Annotated in this window: 18 protein-coding genes; 7 read left to right on the top strand and 11 right to left on the bottom strand. The window is 65.7% G+C overall.

Annotated features, from left to right (window positions below):
- Positions 1 to 66: 66 nt before the first annotated feature.
- Complete coding sequence (locus tag NMD1_RS15505; protein WP_125955401.1) at positions 67 to 1,005, top strand: hypothetical protein; 939 nt, start codon at positions 67 to 69, stop codon at positions 1,003 to 1,005.
- 81 nt (positions 1,006 to 1,086) lie between these two features.
- Here NMD1_RS15505 and NMD1_RS15500 read toward each other — a convergent pair whose 3' ends face one another.
- Positions 1,087 to 2,607, bottom strand: a complete 1,521-nt coding sequence (locus NMD1_RS15500) for an amino acid permease (protein ID WP_125955400.1) — start codon at positions 2,605 to 2,607, stop codon at positions 1,087 to 1,089.
- Between the two features lie 204 nt (positions 2,608 to 2,811).
- Between NMD1_RS15500 and panB the strand changes: the two genes are divergently transcribed.
- Both panB and NMD1_RS15490 read left to right on the top strand, forming a co-directional pair.
- Complete coding sequence (gene panB / locus NMD1_RS15495; RefSeq protein WP_125955399.1) at positions 2,812 to 3,681, top strand: 3-methyl-2-oxobutanoate hydroxymethyltransferase; 870 nt, start codon at positions 2,812 to 2,814, stop codon at positions 3,679 to 3,681.
- A gap of 127 nt (positions 3,682 to 3,808) precedes the next feature.
- The gene (locus NMD1_RS15490) at positions 3,809 to 4,858 is read left to right on the top strand and encodes a DUF475 domain-containing protein (RefSeq protein ID WP_125955398.1); all 1,050 of its coding nucleotides are present in this window, start codon (positions 3,809 to 3,811) and stop codon (positions 4,856 to 4,858) included.
- Positions 4,859 to 4,877: 19 nt separating this feature from the next.
- Here the strand turns inward: NMD1_RS15490 and NMD1_RS15485 are convergent, their stop codons facing one another.
- From NMD1_RS15485 to NMD1_RS15465, 5 genes are all read right to left on the bottom strand, one after another.
- A complete protein-coding gene (locus tag NMD1_RS15485; protein ID WP_125955397.1) occupies positions 4,878 to 5,945 on the bottom strand; it encodes a CaiB/BaiF CoA-transferase family protein in 1,068 nt (355 codons plus the stop codon).
- A gap of 100 nt (positions 5,946 to 6,045) precedes the next feature.
- Positions 6,046 to 7,608 carry a tetratricopeptide repeat protein gene (locus tag NMD1_RS15480; RefSeq protein WP_233497698.1) on the bottom strand — a complete coding sequence of 521 codons (1,563 nt, stop codon included), beginning with the start codon at positions 7,606 to 7,608 and terminating at the stop codon, positions 6,046 to 6,048.
- Between the two features lie 13 nt (positions 7,609 to 7,621).
- Positions 7,622 to 8,986 carry a PEP-CTERM-box response regulator transcription factor gene (gene prsR / locus NMD1_RS15475; RefSeq protein WP_124807666.1) on the bottom strand — a complete coding sequence of 455 codons (1,365 nt, stop codon included), beginning with the start codon at positions 8,984 to 8,986 and terminating at the stop codon, positions 7,622 to 7,624.
- Complete coding sequence (prsK, locus tag NMD1_RS15470) at positions 8,986 to 11,133, bottom strand: XrtA/PEP-CTERM system histidine kinase PrsK (RefSeq protein ID WP_233497697.1); 2,148 nt, start codon at positions 11,131 to 11,133, stop codon at positions 8,986 to 8,988. The genes prsR and prsK overlap by 1 nt, the downstream gene beginning before the upstream one ends.
- Positions 11,130 to 12,515 (bottom strand): TIGR03013 family XrtA/PEP-CTERM system glycosyltransferase, encoded by a 1,386-nt coding sequence (locus NMD1_RS15465; protein WP_124807496.1) that lies wholly within the window; start codon positions 12,513 to 12,515, stop codon positions 11,130 to 11,132. The genes prsK and NMD1_RS15465 overlap by 4 nt, the downstream gene beginning before the upstream one ends.
- Positions 12,516 to 12,780: 265 nt before the next feature.
- Between NMD1_RS15465 and NMD1_RS15460 the strand changes: the two genes are divergently transcribed.
- Entirely contained in the window at positions 12,781 to 15,138 is a 2,358-nt protein-coding gene (locus NMD1_RS15460) for a patatin-like protein (protein ID WP_125955479.1), read from the top strand.
- A gap of 30 nt (positions 15,139 to 15,168) precedes the next feature.
- Here the strand turns inward: NMD1_RS15460 and dnaJ are convergent, their stop codons facing one another.
- Both dnaJ and dnaK read right to left on the bottom strand, forming a co-directional pair.
- The gene (gene dnaJ / locus NMD1_RS15455; protein WP_125955395.1) at positions 15,169 to 16,299 is read right to left on the bottom strand and encodes a molecular chaperone DnaJ; all 1,131 of its coding nucleotides are present in this window, start codon (positions 16,297 to 16,299) and stop codon (positions 15,169 to 15,171) included.
- 67 nt (positions 16,300 to 16,366) lie between these two features.
- Complete coding sequence (gene dnaK / locus NMD1_RS15450) at positions 16,367 to 18,277, bottom strand: molecular chaperone DnaK (protein ID WP_124807498.1); 1,911 nt, start codon at positions 18,275 to 18,277, stop codon at positions 16,367 to 16,369.
- A gap of 166 nt (positions 18,278 to 18,443) precedes the next feature.
- On the opposite strand from dnaK, the gene NMD1_RS15445 reads away from it, so the two are divergent.
- Both NMD1_RS15445 and NMD1_RS15440 read left to right on the top strand, forming a co-directional pair.
- Positions 18,444 to 18,986, top strand: a complete 543-nt coding sequence (locus NMD1_RS15445) for a copper chaperone PCu(A)C (protein ID WP_125955394.1) — start codon at positions 18,444 to 18,446, stop codon at positions 18,984 to 18,986.
- Positions 18,983 to 19,498 (top strand): vgr related protein, encoded by a 516-nt coding sequence (locus NMD1_RS15440; protein ID WP_233497695.1) that lies wholly within the window; start codon positions 18,983 to 18,985, stop codon positions 19,496 to 19,498. The genes NMD1_RS15445 and NMD1_RS15440 overlap by 4 nt, the downstream gene beginning before the upstream one ends.
- Here NMD1_RS15440 and NMD1_RS15435 read toward each other — a convergent pair.
- Positions 19,474 to 19,734 carry a glycine zipper domain-containing protein gene (locus NMD1_RS15435; RefSeq protein WP_124807500.1) on the bottom strand — a complete coding sequence of 87 codons (261 nt, stop codon included), beginning with the start codon at positions 19,732 to 19,734 and terminating at the stop codon, positions 19,474 to 19,476. The genes NMD1_RS15440 and NMD1_RS15435 overlap by 25 nt on opposite strands.
- Before the next feature lie 145 nt (positions 19,735 to 19,879).
- Between NMD1_RS15435 and NMD1_RS15430 the strand changes: the two genes are divergently transcribed.
- Positions 19,880 to 20,584, top strand: a complete 705-nt coding sequence (locus NMD1_RS15430) for a cysteine hydrolase family protein (RefSeq protein ID WP_223806408.1) — start codon at positions 19,880 to 19,882, stop codon at positions 20,582 to 20,584.
- 28 nt (positions 20,585 to 20,612) lie between these two features.
- Here the strand turns inward: NMD1_RS15430 and NMD1_RS15425 are convergent, their stop codons facing one another.
- Both NMD1_RS15425 and hrcA read right to left on the bottom strand, forming a co-directional pair.
- Positions 20,613 to 21,173, bottom strand: coding sequence for a nucleotide exchange factor GrpE (locus NMD1_RS15425; RefSeq protein ID WP_125955393.1), 561 nt, complete (start codon positions 21,171 to 21,173; stop codon positions 20,613 to 20,615).
- Positions 21,170 to 22,234, bottom strand: coding sequence for a heat-inducible transcriptional repressor HrcA (hrcA, locus tag NMD1_RS15420; RefSeq protein ID WP_124807502.1), 1,065 nt, complete (start codon positions 22,232 to 22,234; stop codon positions 21,170 to 21,172). Before hrcA ends, NMD1_RS15425 begins: the two co-directional genes overlap by 4 nt.
- Positions 22,235 to 22,297: the final 63 nt, after the last annotated feature.

The raw sequence follows: 22,297 nt of genomic DNA, 5'->3' as shown, positions 1-22,297 counted from the left end.
CCCATTTTTTACGCCTTAACAGGCCACCGGTAGCTCCCAACGCGATAAAACGTATGGGTAGATATCATGGGAATGACACTTGGTGGTCTGTTCGGCTGGGTAGCGCCGAAGCAGACGACGAACAATAATACCGTTGCATCATCCACGACCACGCAGCCGGCTCCGGCCACCAGCACTTCGACATCCACGGCAGTCGCAAGCGCGCCCGTCGCGACTAGCGCGACCGCGCCCGCATCGGCCGGCACGTCGACCGAAAGCGCAACCTCGCCGGGCGTAATCGTGGAAACCGGCAATACGCCTGCGGAGCCGGTAACCTACTCTGTTCCGGCGGTCGCGCCCGCCCCAGTCGAGGCTGCGCCGGTGGCATCGTCGCCCGCTTCGTCGAACGACAACACCGCTCTCGCTGCGCCGGCCGTTACCGACAGCCAGCCCGTTGCGCAGGAGCCCGTTGCGGCCGATCCGGCGACGGCAACCGCACAGCCGCCAGCTGTGACCGGGCAAGCCGCGAGCGCGCCCGCCGAACCGCTGGACCAAACGCCCCCGGCGGTTGCGTCGGCGCCCCCGGCGGACACCAATCCTCCGGCGTCGGAAGTTAACACGCCAGCGGACGCCGAAGGCCCCGAGGTGGCCGAGAACAAGGCGGCGCAGCCACAGGCGCCAGTCGACGACAAGCCCGCAGCTTCGCCGCCGGTTAACACGGCAGGCGTCGCCAGCAATACGGCAACGACAAACCCGGCATCGCCCTCGGCCGATCAGCCGGCAAGGATGGACCAGACCGCGCCAGCGACATCGTCTTCGCCCGCCGGGACGCAGTTCTCGATCGCCGGTCAGGTCAAAGCCGCCGCGCAAGCGGGGCACGCGGCCACCGACAAGGCCGAAGCCGATTCCGCGAACCGGGCGGAACGCTTCACCCATGCCGAGATATGGGCGCGGGCGGCTTACGAAATGATGGCGCAGGCATCCGCGCAAAATGTCAGGGCGCTGCACCTCGTTACATCGGATTGATTGCGGCATCCGTGGAAAGAAAAGGGGCGCTTCCCGCAGGAAGCGCCCCTTTTTTTGCGCGGATCCGATCTAACCGGTCGATCAGGGCAGCGGCGGCACCGGCTGCGGCGGAATGTCCGCGTCCTCCTCGTGCACCTCGACCGTACCACGGCCCACATGGCTGCGGCTGCGGCTGTAGGCGAAATAGACCAGCAGGCCCACCGCCGCCCAGACCACGAACAGCATCTGGCTCTTCACGTCCAGCTTGTAGAACAGATAGAGGCAGCCCAGGAACGACAGCGGCGCGGTAACCATGATCGCCGGAGTGCGGAACGGACGATGCCGCGAAGGTTCCGTGCGCCGCAGGATCAGCACCGCGACCGAAACCGCCGCGAACGCAAATAGCGTGCCGGAGTTCGAGATGTTGGCAAGCAGACCCACCGGGAAGAATGCCGAAAACAAGGCCACGAACACACCCGTCAGGATGGTGATGACGTGCGGGGTGTTGAACTTGGGGTGGATTTTGGAAAAGGCTGCCGGAAGCAGGCCATCGCGGCTCATCACGAAGAAGATGCGGGTCTGGCCGAACATCATCATCAGGATGACCGAAGGCAGGGCAAGGCCGGCCGCGAGCCCGATCAGGTTGCCGATCTTCGGCCAGCCGATCTCGCGCAGCGTCCACGCCAGCGCTTCCTTGGAGCAGACCACGGCCTGATCGCCAATGCTGGCGCACTGAGCCGCCAGTTCGCGGCTGCCGGGCTCAAGGCCCATGCCGTGCGCGTCCATGACCGGCTGCGCACCGACCGAACCGATCACGCCCGCCGCCACCAGCAGATAGAAGATGGTGCAGATCGCAAGGCTGCCGATCAGGCCGATCGGCATGTTCCGCTGCGGATTCTTGGTTTCCTCGGCGGCGGTCGAGACCGCGTCGAAGCCGACATAGGCGAAGAAGATCGAGGCGGCGGCCGCGCCCACGCCGCTGAAGCCCAGTGGCATGAACGGTTCGAAGTTCTTCATGTTCATCACCGGTACCGACAGGATGACGAACAGCGTCAGCGCGGACACCTTGATAGCCACGAGAACGGCGTTGACCGTCGCGCTTTCCTTGGTGCCGATCACGAGGAGCCCGGTGACGAGGCTGGCGATCAGCATCGCCGGCAGGTTGATAACGCCACCGTCATAGGGGCCGCGCACGAGCATGTCGGGTATGTCTATGTGGAAGGCGTTCTCCACCAGCCCGACCACATAGCCCGACCAGCCGACGCTGACCGCGCCGGCCGCCACCGCGTATTCGAGGATCAAGGCCCAGCCGACCATCCAGGCGATCAATTCGCCCATCACGGCGTAGCTGTAGGTATAGGCGGAGCCGGAAACCGGCACCATCGCCGCCATTTCGGCATAGCACAGGGCGGCAACGGCGCAGACGAAGCCGGCGATGACGAAGCTGAGCATCATGCCCGGCCCGGCCTTCTGCGCCGCTTCGGCCGTGAGCACGAAAATGCCGGTGCCGATCACGGCGCCGATCCCGAGCATGGTAAGTTGGAAGGCGCCGAGCGAGCGATGCAAGGATTTCTTCTCGGCAGTAGCAAGAATGGCGTCGAGTGGTTTGACGCGACCGAACATGGAATTCTCCCGCCTTGGACCGTTGCGGACCGCCGATCCCTCGGAACGGTTACACCGGCAACCAGGTTGTGGCGGAGGAAGCTAGCGGCAAGGTTCCGTCACGCAAAGGTCTTTTTCCCCCGCCTTCTGGGGATGCCGGCATGCTTGCGGGCGGCGAACGATGGTCTAGAAGGCTTGTCCCCGTATTCCGAAGGGACCACATGCATGTCCACGACGTTCCAGCTCGATACCGCGACCAGCCGCGCCAACCCGACGCCGGCGCCGATGAAGCGCCTGACAGTTCCGGCGATCCGTCAGCGCAAGAAGGACGGAGTGACCGACCAGCCCGTGGTGATGCTGACCGCCTACACCGCCCGACAGGCACAGTTGCTCGATGCGCATTGCGATCTTCTTCTGGTCGGGGATTCGCTGGGGCAGGTGATCTACGGCCTGCCTTCGAGCGTTCCCGTCACGCTCGACATGATGGCCGCGCACGGCGCGGCGGTCGTGCGCGGCAGCTATCACGCCGCCGTCGTGGTGGACATGCCATTCGGCGCCTATGAAGGTTCACCGGAACAAGCGTTCGCCAGCGCCGCGCGCCTGCTCAAGGAGACGGGCTGCGCGGCGGTGAAGCTCGAAGGGGGCGAAGCCATGGCGGAAACCGTGGCCTTCCTCACCCGGCGGGGGATCCCCGTGATGGGCCATGTTGGTCTTACCCCGCAGGCAGTGAATGTGCTGGGCGGCTACAACGCGCGCGGCCGCAGCGAAGCGGAAGCCGCCAAGATCGTCGGCGACGCCAGGGCGCTGGCCGATGCCGGCGCGTTCGCCATCGTGATCGAAGGCGTGGTGGAACCCATCGCCATCCAGATCACGAAGGCCGTGCCCTGCCCCACTATCGGCATCGGCGCATCGGCGCAGTGCGACGGGCAGGTGCTGGTGACCGAGGATATGCTGGGCATGTTCGAACGGGTGCCGCGTTTCGTGAAGATCTACGAGAACCTGGCCGAGACGATCTCCGGCGCGGCCGCGCGCTATGCCGACGAAGTCCGCGAACGGACCTTCCCCGGCATCGAACAGACCTACCAGCCGCGCTGAATCCGGATAACGCAAGCATCCGCGCATTTCCCGGCATTGCGTTGCCGGGTCGTTCCGCTATGCCCGGCGCGACCGTCCGTGGCCGCGCACCGGCCACCGCATTTCCGCATCTTCAGGGGACCAAACCGTGCTTCGTTTCTTCAAGGGCTCGATCGGCTTCACGCTGGTCTGCCTCGCGCTGGCGGTAGCTTATGGCTGGTGGCTGACGGGCTCGGCATCGGCAACATTGGCGCTGGTGTGGATCGTCACGGTGCTGTCGATCCTCGAAATCTCGCTGTCGTTCGACAATGCGGTGGTCAACGCCACCGTCCTCGCCGAGATGGACGACATCTGGCAGCGGCGGTTCCTCACCTGGGGCATGGTGATCGCGGTATTCGGCATGCGCATCGTGTTCCCGCTGGCCATCGTGGCGATTGCCGCCGGAATCGGGCCGGTGGAAGCGCTCAAGCTCTCGCTCAACGAACCGGCGCGCTACGAAGCGATCGTCAGCGGCGCGCATGTGGGCATTGCCGGCTTCGGTGGCGCGTTTCTGGCGATGGTGGGCCTGTCGTTCTTCTTCGACGGCGAAAAGGAAGTCCACTGGATCCGCTGGATCGAGGAGAAGCTGAGCCTCGTCTCCAACGTCAAGGCCGCCGAGATCGGCCTGCTGATGGTGGGGCTCTATCTGGTCTCGCTGCTGCTGGACGCCACCGAGGCGCATACCTTCATCGTGTCGGGGATGCTCGGCATCGTCGCCTTCATCGCGGTGGAAGCGATCGGCACGGTCCTCGAAATGCGCGAAGAAGCGCAGAAGGCGGCGGGCGCGATGGTCCGCTCCGGCCTAGGCGGATTCCTGTACCTCAACGTGCTGGATGCCTCGTTCAGCTTCGACGGCGTGATCGGCGCATTCGCGTTGTCCAACAACATGGTCATCATCGCGCTGGGCCTGTCGATTGGCGCCATGTTCGTCCGTTCGATGACCATCATGCTGGTGAAGCGCGGCACGCTGGCGGAATACCGCTATCTTGAACACGGCGCGTTCTGGGCAATCATCGCGCTGGGCGGGATCATGCTGGCATCGGCGCGCTTCCACATTCCCGAAAGCGTCACGGGGCTGATCGGCGCGGCGCTGATCGGCCTGTCGTTATGGTGGTCGATCCGCCACCGGCGTCGGCATCCCGACACCGGCGCGGACTGACCCTCACTCCGTCGGGTTGCTATTCAATCGGCATCGAGGCGAGCGTCGGTTCGGGAGCCGGCGTGCCGAGGAAGCGCGGCGCCGGCGCGGGCATGACCATGCCTCCATCCTTCACGAACGTGCCACGTGCGACGTTGTGCGCGTGGCCGGGCGCTTCCGACAGGCTGAGCACCGGCGCGAAGCAGATGTCCGTGCCATCCATGATCGCGCACCATTCGTCGCGGGTCTTCGTCAGGAACAGCGCTTTGGTCCGCTGCTTGAGATCGGGCCACGCCTTCGCATCCATCTGCCGCGCGAAATCCGGATCGTCCTTCAGCCCGGTCTTCTCCATCAGCAGCGCATAGAACTGTGGTTCGATCGATCCGATCGAAATCCACTTGCCGTCCGCCGTCTCGTAGGTGTCGTAGAAATGCGTGCCCCCATCGAGCAGGTTGACGCCGCGTTCGTCCTTCCAGATGCCGTTGCCGAAGAACGTCCACGTCATCGCGGACAGGATCGCCGCACCATCGACCATCGCGCAGTCGACCACCTGCCCCTTGCCGGTGGTGCGGGCGCTGAACACCGCCGCCATGATTCCGAACGCCATCAGCATGCCACCACCGCCGAAATCGCCGACCGCGTTGACCGGAAACTGGGGCTTGCCCCCCGCCTCGCCATAGGTGTGCAGCGCGCCGGACAGGGCGATATAGTTGATGTCGTGCCCCGCCAGCGGCGCCATCGGCCCGTCCTGGCCCCAGCCCGTCATCCGGCCGTAGACCAGCCGCGGGTTGTCGGCCAGCAGCACGTCCGGACCAAGCCCGAGCCGCTCCATCACGCCGGGGCGATAGCCCTCGACGATGGCATCGGCCTCCTTCACCAGCTCGCGAATGCGCGCCAGCGACGCCGGGTCCTTGAGATCCAGCGCGATGCGCTGACGGTTGCGGTTGAGGATATCGCGCTGGCCATCGTCGCCTACGCGGCTGGTGGCCCCGGGGCGGTCGATCCGGATCACCCTGGCGCCATGATCCGCCAGCATCATGCAGGCAAACGGCCCCGGCCCGATCCCTGCGAACTCGATGACAGTCAGTCCTTCCAGCGCTCCGGCCATGCCGCTCCCTCGTATTTAATTGATCGATTAAAGCGAGGTCGTAACGCCCGGGGCGGTGTCCTGTCCAGAGCGAATCCGCCGGACCAGGAGAGAGGCGCGATCAGCCCTGCCCGCGCCCGGCCAGGACCTGCGCCATCGCATCCGCATCCGCACCCCGCCCCTCGCGTCGCCAGCCCGCTTCCAGCAGCTTCATGGCTTGCACGCTGCCGGGGTTCTGGAACAGATAGCGCGCGGTCATGCCATCGGCGTCGCGCGCCCTCCCCGCCGCGCGTAACGCCGCATCCATCCGGACCAGAACCGGCTCGGTATAGCGGATGGACGCGGCCCGATCATAATCGGCAATGGCTCCGGTCGTGTCGCCCGCCAGCATCCTGACATCGCCAACCAGCAGGTGTGCTTCCGACGCACCGGGATTGGCGTCGCGCAGGCGCGTGGCGACCGCGAGCGCCTCGCCGTTGAGCCGCATTTCGAGCAGCCCCCGGACATAGGGCAGCACGTTGGTCGCGAAATTCGGCGCTTCGTTGTAGCGCACGCCCAGCACGCCCAGCGGTGCGCCCGACGGCAGCGGCGCGAACGGACGAACGCCGTGCTGCGCCGCCCGGGCAAGATAGGGCGCGGCACGTTGCGGCTTGCCCTGCCGTTCCCACGCATGACCGACAAGCGCGAGCATATAGGGTGATGCCCAGGGCTGTCGCGCTACGATCTCGAACCGGTCGAGTATCTGCCGGTAATCCCCCTGGCGATCCAGCGCCCGCGCCAGCATCTTCTGCGCCTCGAGGTTGTCCGGCTGCATCCGCGACAGGCGATCGAAATATTCGACCGCCAGGTTCACGTTGCCGGCACGGTATTCGAGAATGCCGTTGAGCTGGATGGCGGCCGGCATGTCGCGCAGCGCCGATCCCGTGCGCAGCAGGATCGAGCGGGCCAGCTCGGTTTTTCCCGCGCGGGCCGCCAGCACAGCTTGCAGGTAAAGCGCGCGCGCGTTCTTCGGATCGACCTCGATCAGTTTGCGGCAGACCGCCAGCATCGCGCGATACTGGCCAAGATCACCCAAGGTTGCGGCATATTCGCCCAGCAGGGCCTTGTCGTTGGGCGCGATCCGCAGACCGGCCTCGAACCACGGCAGGGCGGCGCGCAAGCCATACTGTTCGCGCACCAGCATCCCGCGCAGTTCCAGCGCGCGCACGTTGTTCGGGTCCAGCCGCACGGCGTGATCCGCGGCCCCGATCGCCTGGGCCTGCTCGCCGCCCGAAAAGCGCAGCCGCGCGATATCGACCCACAATCCGGCATCATCGGGCGTGAACCGCAAGGCCTGGTCGAACGCCTGCGCGGCACGCTGGAGATTGCCTTCCGCCAGTTCGAGTCGTCCGCGAACACGCCAGCCGTTGCCCGCCGTGTCAGGGGCGAACGCGCCTTCCGTCAGCCAGCGGCGCGCTTCCGTCCGGTCGCCTTCGAGCAGCAGCGCCTCGCCCACCAGATCGCGCACCGCATCGGCCGGTGTGCCGTTGCGCACCGCTTCGCGCAGCGGCACTTCGGCGGCGATCCCGTCACCCCGGTCCAGCGCGGCGCGCGCTTTGTCTCGCAGTCCGTCAAGCACGGGCGCGCTGCCCGCAACCGGGAGCGCGGCGGCAAGCAGAACCGCCGCCGCGACCAGCCGCGCCACCAGGGGCCAACGCCTAGTGCTGGAGGTCGTATTGCTTGAGGAGATCATAAAGCGTCGGTCGGCTGATCCCGAGCAGGCGCGCGGTGCCCGATATATTGCCCTCGCTGCGCGCCAGCGCGTGGCGGATCACGCGGCGGTCGGTCGCCTCGCGCGCGGTCTTGAGGTTCAGCGGATTGTCGCTGTTCTCGTCGGGCGCGGGCAGATCGAGGTCCAGCGCCGTCACCAGCTTGCCATCGGCCATGATGACCGCACGCTTGATCCGGTTTTCCAGTTCGCGGACGTTGCCGGGCCAGTTCCACGCGTCGATGGCGGTCAGCGCGTCGGCTGCGAAGCCCTTGACCGCCGGATTCATCTCGGCGGCGAAACGTGCAAGGAAGGCATTGGCCAACAGTGTGGCATCCCCCGGCCTTTCGGCAAGGCCCGGAATGCGCACGACGATTTCGGCCAGGCGATAGTAAAGGTCTTCGCGAAACCGCCCGTCGGCAATCATCGCTTCGAGGTTCTGGTGCGTGGCGCAGACGATGCGCGTATCGACTTCGATCGAGCGACGGCCACCGATGCGCTCGATCGTGCGTTCCTGCAAAAAGCGCAGCAGCTTCACCTGCAGCGGAAAGGGGATGTCGCCTACTTCGTCGAGAAACAGCGTGCCCCCGCTCGCCATCTCGATCTTGCCCTCGGTGGTCTTGATCGCCCCGGTGAAGGCCCCCTTCTCGTAGCCGAACAGTTCGCTTTCGAGCAGGTTTTCGGGGATGGCCGCGCAGTTGATGGCGACGAACGCGCCGCGCCGGCGGTTCGACGCTTCGTGCAGGCCGCGCGCCAGCAGTTCCTTCCCGGTGCCGCTCGCCCCCAGCAGCATGACCGAAACGTTGGTGCCGGCGACCCGTTCGATCGTGCGGGCAACCTTGACCATTTCCGGCGCCGCCGTGATCATCCGACCCAGCACCTTGTTGTCCGGCCCGGCGCGATCCGCCAGCGAGCGGTTTTCCGCCTCGATCCGGTGGAGGTGCAGCGCGCGGCGCACGATCAGGCCCAGCGCATCGATATCGACCGGCTTCTGGTAGAAATCGTAAGCGCCCTTGGCGATCGCGGTCAGCGCGCTTTCGCGCGCGCCGTGGCCGCTGGCGACGATCACTTTGGTATCGGGCTTGAGCGCCATGATCTCGTCCAGCACGGCAAAGCCTTCGCTGGTTCCGTCAGGATCGGGCGGCAGCCCCAGATCGAGCGTCGCCACCGCCGGCTCTTCTGCCCGCAGCAGCGCCAGGGCGCTGGCGCGATCGCCGGCGATAAACACGTCGAAATCCTCGTAGGCCCATTTGAGCTGGGCCTGAAGACCGGGATCGTCCTCGACGATCAGCAGCTTGGGGCGCACCTCGGTCATCATGCCACTTTCTTTTCATCGGAACCTTCCCCGGTTCCGGGACTGACGTGTTGTTCGGCGGCGGGAGCCAAAGGCAGGCGGATCGTGAAGCGGCTGCCCAGCCCTTCCCGGCTTTCCACATCAAGCCGCCCGCGCATGGCGCGCACCATTTCGCGCGCTTCGAAGGCGCCGATGCCGAAACCGCCTGACTTGGTGGAAACGAACGGCTTGAACAGGCCGTTGCGGACAAAGTCGGCGCTCATGCCGGCGCCGGTATCCACCACGTCGATGCACCCCTCCGTGCCCTCGATGCGCCAGCGCAACAGCACCGGCATCCCTTGCGGGCTGGCATCGATCGCATTCTGCACAAGGTGCAGGAGCACCTGCTCCAGCGTTTCGCGATGGGCGAGAACGCCGAACGAGGTTTCCCCAACAGCATGCGCCCGCGGCCCTTGCGCCCCGGCATAGCGGGTGACGACACCCTTGCACACGTCCGCGACGTCAGTCCCCGCGAGCTTTTCCGGCGCGGCCTTGCCATAGCGCGAAAGGCGCGCCAGCAGGGCGTTGAGCTTGTCCGTGGAATTGCGCAGCGTCACCAGCATATCGGCGCGAAAGGCCGGGTTTTCGGCATGGCGTTCCGCATTGCGCGACAGCAGGCTGAGCTGGCTCGCAAGGTTCTTGATATCGTGCATCACGAAGGCGATGCGGCGATTGAACTCGTCAAACCGGTTCGCCTCCAGCAGCGCGACCTGGCCGTTGTTCTCCGCCAGATAGCTCGCCAACTGCTGCCCGACGACGCGCAGCAGGTCGAAATCCTCCCAATCGAGCTGGCGTGTCACCGGCGGCCTGCCGAGCACGACCATGCCCACCAGCCGTTCGAAATGCAGCAGCGGCACCAGTGCCCAGGCTTCGCGGTCCTCCACCAGCCACCCCGGCACCCGTGCCCGTTCGCCCTGATGATCCGTGCCGGCCCGCACCTCGTCGAGGTCGACGATGAAGCCGTGCTGTTCAAAGAAGGCGACGCTGGCCGCCTCCATCGCCATGCCCGGAACTTCGGCGGCAGGCCATTGCCAGCGCCCGGCGAGTTCAAGGTCACCGGTTTCGGAAGGCACCAGCAGCAGGCCCTGGGCACTGTCGGTGATATCGGCCAGCGCCTGCACCACGCGCGCATGCAGCGGCAGCGCCTGCGCTCCGCCGTGTCCGATCGTGCGCGTGAAGCGCAGCCATTCGGCGCGATAATCGTAGCGGTGCTGGAACAGGTGCTTGGCGAGTACGACCTTGGCCCAGCCCCGCAGGCGCTTTGATGGCATCACGGCCAGCACCAGCACCGTGATGGCCACGGCAAACCCAAGCTGTGCCAGTTGCGAGGCGTTGCCCCCCAGCCACGCCAAAGATTGCGCGGCGCCCACCATCACGATCATGTAGCCGCCGATCACCAGCAGCGAGAGCGACTGGAAGGCGATCGTGCGCGAAGGCGAAAAGCGCAGCGAGGATTGCGCACGCGCCGCTCCGAACGCGAGCAGGACGGTAGCGATGATCTGGGTCAGCGCCCGGATCGCCACGAGATTGTCCGGCACCCAGTTCGCCAGGTAGGCGATAGTGTAGAAGTTGAGGTCGTAGCCCCAGACCAGCGCCATTGCCGCGCAGGCCCAGCGCACCGCGATGCGCTGTTGCGCCACCGCGCCGACATAGAGGTTATGGACCAGCACGAGCACGCCGGTGGTCACCAGCAGCCGCAGCATGACCGAGATGTGGAAGATCATCTCCTCCACCCCCTCGATCGCGCCGAACCACAGTTGCAGCATAATCGCGATCGCCTGCAAGGCCTCCACGAAGGCGAGCACGATCATCAGCGGGCGCACCGGTCCCATGTGGCCATTGCGCCCGTCGCTGGCGAACAGGGCGTAGACAAGGCCCAGCCAGCCCAGATCCCGCAGGGTTTCCGCCAGCTGCGCCGGGAGCGATCCAGCCCCCATCGCCGCACACAGCAAGGCCCACAGCGCCATTGCGACCAGCGCGGCGATGCGCACCTTGCCGCCGGGTTCGCGCCGCCGCGCGCCATCGCCCAGCCAGACCGCGAGCAGCAAAGCGCAGAACGCCGCAAGCACGTAGCCCCAGTGGGCAAAGCCACTGGAGGTATGCCCCGCGAGTTCGTCGATCGCGTTCAACGCGCGCCCTCGTTCCACAGCACGACGCGGATGGTCTGCAACAGGATCAGCAGGTCGAGGAACGGGGTGTAGTTCTTGGCGTAATAGAGATCGTATTCAAGCTTGTTGCGCGCGTCCTCGATCGAAGCGCCATAGGGGTAGTTGATCTGCGCCCAGCCCGTGATGCCCGGCTTTACCATGTGCCGTTCGGCGTAGTAGCGGAGCTTGTCCTCAAGATCGGACACGAATTCCGGCCGTTCCGGGCGCGGGCCGACGAAGCTCATCTCGCCTTTGAGGACCGTCCACGTCTGCGGCAATTCATCGATCCGCACCTTGCGGATGAAGCGGCCGATCCGCGTTACCCGCGGGTCATCCTTCTGCGCCCATTTCGCGCCATCCACTTCGGCATCAGTGCGCATCGAACGCAGCTTGATCACATCGAAATTCTGCCCGTAGAGCCCCACGCGGGTTTGCCGGAAGAAAGCCGGGCCACGGCTGTCCAGCTTCACCAGCACCGCGAACAGCGCGATCACCGGCAGCGTCATCACCAGCAGCAGCAGGCTGGCGGCGATGTCGAACAGGCGCTTGGCCGCGCTCGACAACATACGGCCCGACGAGAAGCCATCGGAAAAGATCAGCCAGCTCGGGTTTACCGAGTCGAGATCGATCCGCCCGGTTTCGCGCTCGACGAACGTCGAGAAATCGTTGACGTGGACGCCGGTGGTCTTGATCCGCAGCAGGTCCTTGAGCGGCAGCGCGTTACGCCTCTCTTCCAGCGCCAGCACCACTTCGCTGACGCCCAGGTTGTCCACGAAGCGCGTCAGGTTATGGATGGCGGCGCGGTTGATCGCCTCCTCCACCACCGGCACGCCGTCGCTCATGCCGACATAGCCGACGATCACGAACCCGGCCTCGGGGCGCTCTCCCAGCTTGCGCAGGCGATCGGCGCGATGGCCGGAGCCCAATACCAGGATGCGCCGACGGAACGCGGCGGTGCCGAGCAGGCCGCCCAGCAGCACGCGCACCCCGAACAGCAGGCCGATGGCCAGGAACATCGCGTAAAACAGGTTCGACCGCCACAGCGTGTGGCCGGGCAGGAGGAAATAGACCACCGACATCGCAATGATGCCGAGGCTCACAGCCACCAGCAGGCGCGCGGCGGCATAGCGCAGGGACCGCAGCGCCTCCGACCCGTAGACCCCGACCGAGATCATCGCCACCTGCACCAGCACGGCGAACGTCGCCAGCGGCGCCCAGCGTTCGTTGATCGGCCCGAAATCGAGCCCGATCTGTCGCGCGCGAACGATCCAGCCCAGTTCGCCCGACGCGATCAGCAGGAAGAAATCGAACAGGCCCAGAAGGAAGACCGCGTTCGGAATGTAATGTTTGAACAGGCGGATCATCAGCCCTGCTTCACCTGGCTTTCGACCATTACGGCCATCATCCGTCCTTGTAGCCAGGAAGGGTAAAGCGTCGGTGAATCTGACAATTTCCGTTTCACCGCGGTCGCCGGAAAACGCTGCAAAATGGAAATGTTATCGCGCTAGGTACTGAAATCTGTCGGTATTGTTTACAGCCCGCAATCGCTCGATCATGGTGCGTCGATTGTTTGCGAACAGCGCAACATGGCACTGGCGGCGAACGCGCTTCGCTGCCATGCTGCGCACCATGCGGCAAAAGGAATTGCGCATAGCCCTGGTCTGCTTCGGCGGGATCAGCCTTGCGGTCTACATGCATGGCGTGACCAAGGAATTGTGGTACGCCACGCGCGCCAGCAGAGCGCTGCATACGGACGATCCCGCCAGGGTCGCCCCGTCGGCCGGCGTGGAGAAAGTCTACCTCGACCTTCTCGAAACGATTCAGCGCGAATGCGGCCTGCGGCTGCGCATCCTGCCGGATATCATCTCGGGAACCAGCGCGGGTGGCATCAACGGCGTGCTGCTGGCCCAGGCGCTGATCAGCGGGCAGAGCCTCGAACCGCTGACGACGCTGTGGCTGGAAAAAGCCGATGTCGACGTGCTGCTCGATCCCGACGCCAAGCCGTGGAGCCGCTTCGCCAAATTCTGGGCGCAACCGATCGTGTGGTTCGTGCTGGCCCGTCCCGGCAATGCCGTGATGCGCATGGTCGCCCCGCGCATCCGCGCCGAAGTGCGGCGTAAGGTTTCCAGCCTGATCCGCGCGCGCTGGTTCGCACCGCCGTTCAGTGGCATCGGCTTTTCGCGCCTGCTGGCCGAAGCCCTGGAAGCGATGGAGGAGAGCACGGCGGAACAGGCCGGCACGGCTCCGCTGCTTCCCGCCGGCCATCCGCTCGATCTTCTGGTCACCGCAACCGATTTCAATGGCCACCTTGAGGAACTGCGGCTCAACAGCCCGCCGCTGGTGGAAGAAAGCGAACACCGGCTGGCCATCGCCTTCAGCCGGGTCGCCGGTATCGGACCTGGCAGCGATCTTGCCACGCGGGCGGAACTTGTCTTTGCCGCACGATCGACCGCCAGCTTCCCCGGCGCGTTTCCCCCGCTGATGGTGGCCGAGATCGACCGCCTTGTGCAGGAGCGCCGCATGGGCTGGCCGGGGCGCGACCGCTTCCTCCAGCGCATCATGCCCAGCCGCTGGAAGCGCGGGGAAGTGGGCGAAGTCGCGCTGGTCGATGGCGCGGTGCTGGTCAATCGGCCGTTCGCACAGGCGATGGGCGTGCTGCGCAACCGCCCGGCAGAGCGCGAGGTGGACCGTCGCTTCGTCTATATCGATCCCAGCCCCGATCACGTCCGCTATGAGGAGCGCAGCGGACGCACGGTCGGCTTCTTCTCCGCGATCTTCGGCTCGCTATCGTCGATCCCGCGCGAACAGCCGATCCGCGACAATCTGGAAACGCTGGAACAGCAATCGCGCGAGCGCGCCCGGCTCCGCTCGATCGTCGATGCGCTGCAGCCGGAGATCGAGGAAACGGTCGAACGCCTGTTCGGCTATACCCTGTTTTTCGACCAGCCCAACCGCAAGCGCCTGACCAACTGGCGGAACAAGGCGCAACAGGCGGCCGCCGAACAGGCTGGCTATGCCTTCCATGGCTATGCCCAGGTGAAGTTCGCCGGGATCGTCAGCGATCTGGTGGACCTGATCGTGGAAGCCGCGCCCGATGCCGCGCCGCGCGCGGAAATCGAGAGCGTGCTGTGGGCGCACCTTGTCCAGTCCTCGGGTCTCGACAAGCTGGCCGAACGCAAGGGCGGTGCGACAGAGGCCGCCATCGGCTTTTTCCGCGCGCACGATATCGGTTTCCGCATTCGCCGGCTCAAGCTTCTCGCCCGTCGGCTGACTTACGACTGGGACGAGGCCGAAGGGATCACGCCCGAAGCGCGCGAGGCAGCGCGCGATACCGTCTATCGCGCGCAGGCGCTCTATCAGGGCCGCGAGACCGCCGCCGGCCTTGGCCCGGGCTTCGCCGCCTCCGCCGCCGTGGTCGCCAGCGATCCGGGGGCGGTCCTTGCCTCCATCGCAGCGCGGCGCGACCTGACCGGGATCGACCTCAAGGTCGATGCCATGATCGTGGCGGCGCTGGAAGCGATGGACAAGCCGTTGCGACGGCGCTTCCTCCACGCCTATCTCGGCTTCCCGTTCTACGATGTCGCCACGCTGCCGCTGTTGCAGGGAGAGGGCATGGGCGAATTCGATCCGATCAAGGTCGATCGCATCTCGCCCGACGATGCCACGTCGATCCGCGCCGGGGGCACGCTCGATTGCCTGCGCGGCGTGGAGTTCTTCAATTTCGGCGCCTTCTTCAGCCGCGCCTATCGCGAGAACGACTATCTCTGGGGCCGCCTGCACGGCGCGGAACGGATGATCGACCTGATCGTCTCCACGGCGGAGCTTCCGCTTAACGTCAGCACCGTTCGCCGGGCGAAACGGCAAGCGTTTCTCGCCATCCTGCACGAAGAGCGGGACCGTCTCTGCGTGGAAAACGGGATGGTCGACCGCGTCATAGCGGAAGTGGAAGCGGCCTTCGAAGAAACGGAGCCGGGCGAAACGCGATAGGCGCGCCAGCCCTGCCCCGCGGAAGTTTCCCTATTCCGTCAGGTCGCTCCACGCTTCCTTGAGCCGTTCGAAGAACCCCTTCGATTGCGGGCATTCCTCGCCGGTCTCGGTCGCCTGGAACTCCCGCAGCAATTCCTTCTGCCGCGCGGAAAGCCGGGTTGGGGTTTCCACCATGACCTCGACCACCAGATCGCCCATACCGCGCCCCTGCAGCACGGGCATGCCCGCACCACGCTTGCGCAGTTGCTTGCCTGACTGGATGCCCGCCGGAATCTCCACGGCATGGCGTTTGCCATCCAGGCCTGGAATCTCGATCTCGCCGCCCAGCGCCGCCGTCGTGAAGCTGATCGGCGCGCGCGTCAGCAGCGTAGTGCCTTCGCGTTCGAACACGCGGTGGCGCTTGACGTGCAGGAAGATGTAAAGATCGCCCGGGGGGGCACCGAACGGCCCGGCCTCGCCCTTGCCGGCAAGGCGGATGCGCGTGCCGTTGTCGACGCCGGCGGGAATCGTCACTTCCAGCGTCTGTTCCAGATCGACGCGACCCTCGCCCCGGCAGAACCGGCAGGGCTTCTCGATCACCTCGCCCCGGCCATGGCAGGTCGGGCAGGTCCGCTCGACCATGAAGAAGCCCTGCTGCGCGCGCACCTTGCCGTGTCCGCCGCACAGGTTGCAGCGCCGCGCACCGGTGCCCGGCTCCGCGCCGGACCCGTCGCAGGGATCGCACTTCTGCGAAACCTCGACCGAGATTTCGGCGGTCTTGCCATGGAACGCCTCTTCCAGCGTCACTTCCATGTCATAGCGCAGGTCCGCCCCGCGCCGCGCCTGCTGGCGACCGCCGCCAAATGCGCCGCTGCCGAAGATCGTTTCGAAAATGTCGCCCAGATCACCGAAATCGGCGCCGCCACCAAAGCCGCCGCCACCGGCACCGCCCTGCTGGAACGCGGCGTGGCCATACTGGTCATAGGCCGCGCGCTTCTGCGGATCGGACAGGCAGGCGTAGGCCTCGTTGATCTGCTTGAATTTGGCTTCGGAATCGGCGCACCCCGGATTCTTGTCCGGGTGGAAGCGCATCGCCAGTCTGCGGAACGAAGACTTGATCGTCTTGTCATCCGCCGTGCGCTCGATTTCGAGCAGTTCGTAATAGTCGGCTTCGGTTGCCATAAAACAGCCCCAACGTCACCCGCCATCCACGCCTGTGCGCGAATGGCGGGTTCGTTTCATCGCAACATCAAGCCTTGTTGTCGTCGACTTCCGAGAACTCGGCGTCGACCACATCGTCATCGGCCTTCGGCGCATCGGCGCCCGGCGAAGCGGCGGCCGCCTGTTCCTTCTCGTAGATCGCCTGGCCCAGCTTCATCGCCTTTTCGGTCAGCGCCTGGGTCTTGGCGTTCATGTCGTCGGGGTTGCCGCCTTCGATCGCCGTCCGGGTTTCCGCAATGGCGGCTTCGATCTCGGCCTTCAGTGAAGCGTCGATCTTGTCACCGTGCTCCTCAAGCTGACGCTCGGTGGCGTGGACAAGGCTGTCGGCATTGTTGCGCGCCTCGGCCGCCTCACGCCGCTTCTTGTCTTCCTCGGCGAACTTCTCGGCATCCTTGACCATCTGGTCGATGTCGGAATCGCTGAGGCCACCCGAAGCCTGGATGCGGATCTGCTGCTCCTTGCCGGTGCCCTTGTCCTTGGCGCTGACGTTGACGATGCCGTTGGCGTCGATGTCGAACGTCACCTCGATCTGGGGCACGCCGCGACGCGCTGCCGGAATGCCCACGAGGTCGAACTGCCCCAGGAGCTTGTTGTCCTGCGCCATTTCGCGCTCGCCCTGGAAGACCCGGATCGTCACCGCCTGCTGGTTGTCCTCGGCAGTCGAATAGACCTGGCTCTTCTTGGTCGGGATCGTGGTGTTGCGGTCGATCATCTTGGTCATGATGCCGCCCAGCGTCTCGATGCCCAGCGAAAGCGGAGTCACGTCGAGCAGCAGCACGTCCTTGACGTCGCCCTGCAGCACGCCAGCCTGGATCGCCGCGCCCATGGCGACGACTTCGTCCGGGTTCACGCCGGTGTGCGGGTCCTTGCCGAAGAAGTCCTTCACCACTTCGCGAACCTTGGGCATGCGGGTCATGCCGCCCACCAGCACCACGTCGTCGATGTCCTTGGCCGAAAGACCGGCATCAGCCAGCGCCTTCTTGCAAGGATCGAGCGTGCGCTGGATCAGGCCGGCGACCAGCTTTTCCAGGTCGGCGCGGGTGATGGTTTCGACGAGGTGCAGCGGAGTGGTGCTGCCGCCTTCCATGCGCGCGGTGATGAACGGCAGGTTGATCTCGGTCGTCTGGGCCGACGACAGTTCGATCTTCGCCTTTTCGGCCGCTTCCTTCAGACGCTGGAGCGCAAGCTTGTCGCCACGGAGATCCATGTTCTCCTTGGCCTTGAACTTGTCCGCCAGGTATTCGACCAGCGCGGTGTCGAAATCTTCACCGCCCAGGAACGTATCGCCGTTGGTGGACTTCACCTCGAACACGCCATCGCCGATCTCCAGGATCGAGATGTCGAAGGTGCCGCCGCCAAGGTCATAGACCGCGATCGTCTTGCCGTCCTGCTTGTCGAGGCCATAGGCCAGCGCCGCCGCGGTCGGCTCGTTGATGATGCGCAGCACTTCCAGGCCGGCGATCTGGCCGGCGTCCTTGGTCGCCTGGCGCTGCGCGTCGTTGAAGTACGCGGGAACGGTAATGACCGCCTGCGTCACCGTCTCGCCCAGATAGGCTTCGGCGGTTTCCTTCATCTTCTGCAGCGTGAAGGCGGAAATCTGCGACGGGCTGTAGTCCTGGCCACCGGCCTTGACCCAGGCATCGCCGTTCTTGCCCTTCACGATCGTGTAGGGAACGAGCTCCGTGTCCTTCTGGGTCAGCGGATCGTCGAAACGACGGCCGATCAGACGCTTGACCGCGAAGATGGTGTTGTCCGGATTGGTCACGGCCTGGCGCTTCGCCGGCTGGCCGATCAGACGTTCGCCGTCCTTGGTGAAGGCGACGATCGAAGGCGTCGTGCGCGCGCCTTCCGAATTTTCGATGACCTTGGGCGTGCCCCCGTCCATCACCGCAACGCAGCTGTTGGTCGTGCCGAGGTCGATACCGATAACTTTAGCCATGGTTTCCCCATTTCCTTCCAGATTAGACACCGCGCACATGGCGCCCCCCGCGAAGGGCAGACGCCGGTCGGCGGCTCCGACGCGGCCGATATAGGTTCGGTTTGACTTGGCACAAGGCCTGACCGCGCCTAGATCAACAGACGAATTTTCAACTGGAGGATCGACGATGCGGCTCTACGTTCTGGCGGGACTTTCCAGCCTTGCCCTCGCGCTGACAGGATGTGGCGAAAAGGCCCCGCAGGAACCGGTCGCCGCTTCGTCGAGCGCCGATGCCACCCCGGAAAATGCCCCCGGAATCGCCCTGACCGATGCTATCGTGCAACTGCCGGTGGTCGCCGGCCGCCCCGGTGTCGCCTACTTCACCGTTTCGCAGGGGAACGGCGCGCCGCGCAAGGTCGCGGCGGTCCATGTCGATGGCGCCGGCCGGGCGGAAATGCACGAAAGCAAGATGGAGAACGGCGTCTCCTCGATGTCTCCGGTCAAGGAAGTGGCGCTGGAGCCGGGTAAGACCGTGGAGTTCAAGCCCGGCGGTTTCCACGTCATGCTGTTCGACGTGGCCGATACGCTGAAGGCCGGCGGCACTACCGAACTGACCATCACGCTCGACAATGGCGACAAGGCAACGGTCGTCGCCAAGGTGGCCAGCCCCGGCGGTGGTGAGGCGAGCGGCGCGATGGGCGGCATGGAGCATATGGACCACAAGATGTGATCGCCAGCGCCGCGCAAACGTGCCCGGTGGGCGGTGATCGGCCGCTCACCGAACGCGAGTGCGCGCTGGTGCGGGAGGTGTTCGGCGGAGCCATCGATGTGGCACCGGTCCGCGTCAAACGGCGGCGGTTCTTTCCGTTCCAGCCGCGCAACGTGGTAATGGCGCCGATGGGCCACCTCCACTTCCATCCCGCCGGAGCGCACTATTGCGACGATTTCGGGGAAGCCCCGCTATCACTGCAAGGCCTGTTCATTCATGAGATGGCGCATGTCTGGCAGGCCCAGCGCAAGGGGCGATGGTATCTGCCGCTGATGCGCCATCCGTTCTGCCGCTACGATTACCGTGTCGTGCCGGGCAAGCCCTTCGCCCGCTATGGCATCGAACAGCAGGCGGAAATCGTCCGTCATGCCTTCCTCGCGCAAAAGGGGCATCCCGCCGGGGACGCCCCTCCTCTCGCCCGCCTGCAGGCGATTCTGCCCTTCGCGGATCAACAGCGCACTTCGTATTCGTAACCGTTGCGATCCACGCGGTAGCACCGGCCGCCGTGCTTCTTGATCTGCGAGCCGCCGAGCGCGCCGACCGCGCCGCCGATCGCGGCGCCGGTAGCGGCATCACCGCCCGTCGCCGCCGCCACACCGGCGCCGGCCGCCGCGCCGACGAGGCCACCTTCGGCCGCATAGTTGCGCGAACAGCCGCCCAGCGTGACGGCGGAACCCAGAACAAGCGAGGCAATCAGGAACTTACGCATGATGTGTCTCCGTTTCTTGCGCAGGCGACGCGCGAACCGGGGGCCGCGTTCCGCCGCTTGCGACGAACCGTGCAGCAGTTGCGTTTCACGGGCCGGAAGCGCGGCAGGAAGCGGGCAGACTCGCCATGCGCTTCGTGATCGACAAGTGGCTGATAATCCACCGGAGGACGCCATGCCGCACCATGTCGATCACGCCGCCATTCTCGATCGCCTTGCCGCCGGGCGCGGCGGCGTGCGCAATGTGTTTGACGATATCGATCCGCGCCGCCTGGCGCACATCGTGGTCGACATGCAGAACGGCTTCATGGAGCCGGGCGCGCCCGTGGAAGTGCCCGAAGCGCGGAGCATAGTCGCCAACATCAACCGGATCACGCGCGCGGTGCGGGCCGCCGGGGGCACCAACGTGTTCCTGCGCTACACCAGTTCGCCCGAAGGCGATGCAAGCTGGTCCAATTTCATGATCCGCCAGGGCGCGGCCGCCACCGGCCACAAGGCGGCGTTCACCCCCGGCGCGCACTACTGGCAGCTCTCGCCCGCACTCGATGTCGCGCCGGGCGATCAGCTCCTCGACAAGCATCGGTTCAGCGCGTTCACGCCGGGCACTTGCGCGCTCGACGCCTTGCTGCGGGAACGCGGGATCGACACCGTGCTCATCACGGGGACGCTGACCAACTGCTGTTGCGAAAGCACTGCGCGCGATGCGATGCAGTTGAACTACCGCGTGCTGATCGCCGCGGACGCCAACGCCGCGCTGAGCGACGAAGAGCACGCCGCCACGCTGCACATCATGGCCATGGTGTTCGCCGACCTTTATGCGACCGACGAGGTGGAGGAACTGCTGGCGCGCTGACGCGCCAGCGCTTGCCCCGTCGTCCGGCTCAGTCCGGCTTTTTGGCCACGGCCACCATCGCGGGTCGCAGCAGGCGGTCCTTGATCATGTAGCCGGCCTGAAGTTCCTGCAGCACGGTGCCGGGTTCGGCGTCGGCGGAAGGCACTTCCATCATCGCCTGATGCTGGTGCGGATCGAGCGGCAGGCCCGTGGCCGCGATACGGCTGATGCCGTGGCCGGCGAAGACCTTCTCGATCTCCCGCCCCGTGGCTTCCAGTCCGGCGACCAGATTCTTGAACTTCTCGTCATCGCGCAAGTCTGCGGGGATCGATTCCAGCGCGCGCGCCAGGTTGTCGGCCACGGACAGGATGTCGCGCGCGAAGCCGGTCGCGGCGTAGGCGCGCGTGTCCGCGATGTCCTTTTCCATGCGGCGGCGCAGGTTCTGCGTTTCGGCCTTTGCGTAAAGGATGCCCTGCTTCGCCGCCTCGAGTTCTTCGCGCAGCTTGACCAGTTCCTCGCCGTTGCCCGCCGAATCGATCAGTTCCTCGGGCACACCCTTCAGTTCTGCCTGTGCAGCTTCGTCCAGCGGGCGTGTCTCGTTATCCGTCATTTTCTTGAAAATCCGTCTTGTCCGATGAGTTTGCTCAACGATTGAGCCGTGAAATCCACCATGGGGACAACGCGCGCATAATTCAACCGCGTCGGTCCGATAACCCCCACCACGCCGACGACGCGCCCTTCCGCATCGCGCCACGGCGAAGCGATCACCGACGAGCCGGACAGCGAGAACAGGCGGTTCTCGCTGCCGATGAAAATCCGCGTCGATTCGGCATCGCGCGCGGCATCGAGCACCCCGGCGATCGCCTCGGCGTTCTCGAGCTGGTCCAGCAGTTGGCGGACACGCTCGATGTCGCCCAGCGCGGCCTCGTCCAGCAGGTTGGCCTGCCCGCGCACCACCAGCACCGGGCGCTGCGCCGCGTCCATCGACCAGATCGCCAATCCCCGTTCGACCAGATCGCGGCTGGCAGTATCGAGCGCGGACCGGCCGCCCGCGATGTCGCGCCGGATTTCCACGGCGGCTTCGCCCAGCGTGCGCCCCATCAGCTTGTGCGTCAGGTAATTGCCTGCCTGCTCCAACGCGTGGGGCGGAACATCCGCCGGCAGGTCGATCAGCCGGTTCTCGATCGCGCCATCCTCGCCCACCAGCACCGCCAGAGCCCGTCCGGGCGAAAGGGCCATGAAGGAAAGCTGCATAAGCCGGGGCTCGCGCCGCGGCACCATCACGACGCCCGCGCCGGCGGACAGTTCCGACAGCGCCAGCGACGCGGCGTTGAGCGCCGCCTCGATCGTGCCGCCTTCGGCAAGGCCCCGCTGGATCTGCGCGCGCTCCGCCGCTGAGGGTTCCGCCACCTGCATGATGCCATCGACAAACAGGCGCAGGCCAATCTCGGTCGGCATCCGGCCCGCGCTGGTGTGGGGCGCGGCCAGCAGCCCCGCGTCCTGCAATTCCTGCAGCACCGAACGGATCGAGGCGGGCGACAGGTTGACCCCGCCCGTGCCCGCCAAGGTCTTGGAGCCGACCGGCTGGCCGCTGGCTATATAGCCTTCCACCACGAGCCGGAAGATATCCCGGGCGCGGCTGGACAGTTCGGTGAGCGGAAGCGAAACCATAAGCACCCAATGTAAACGGCAGGCTTGCAGGCTCAAGGGCATTGCGCGTAGGGCCTGCGCAAC

The sequence above is a fragment of the Novosphingobium sp. MD-1 genome, assembly GCF_001014975.1.
Taxonomy (GTDB): Bacteria; Pseudomonadota; Alphaproteobacteria; order Sphingomonadales; family Sphingomonadaceae; genus Novosphingobium.
The sequence above is the reverse complement of the archived record's forward strand: the minus strand, read 5'-3'. Positions and strand labels throughout refer to the sequence as shown.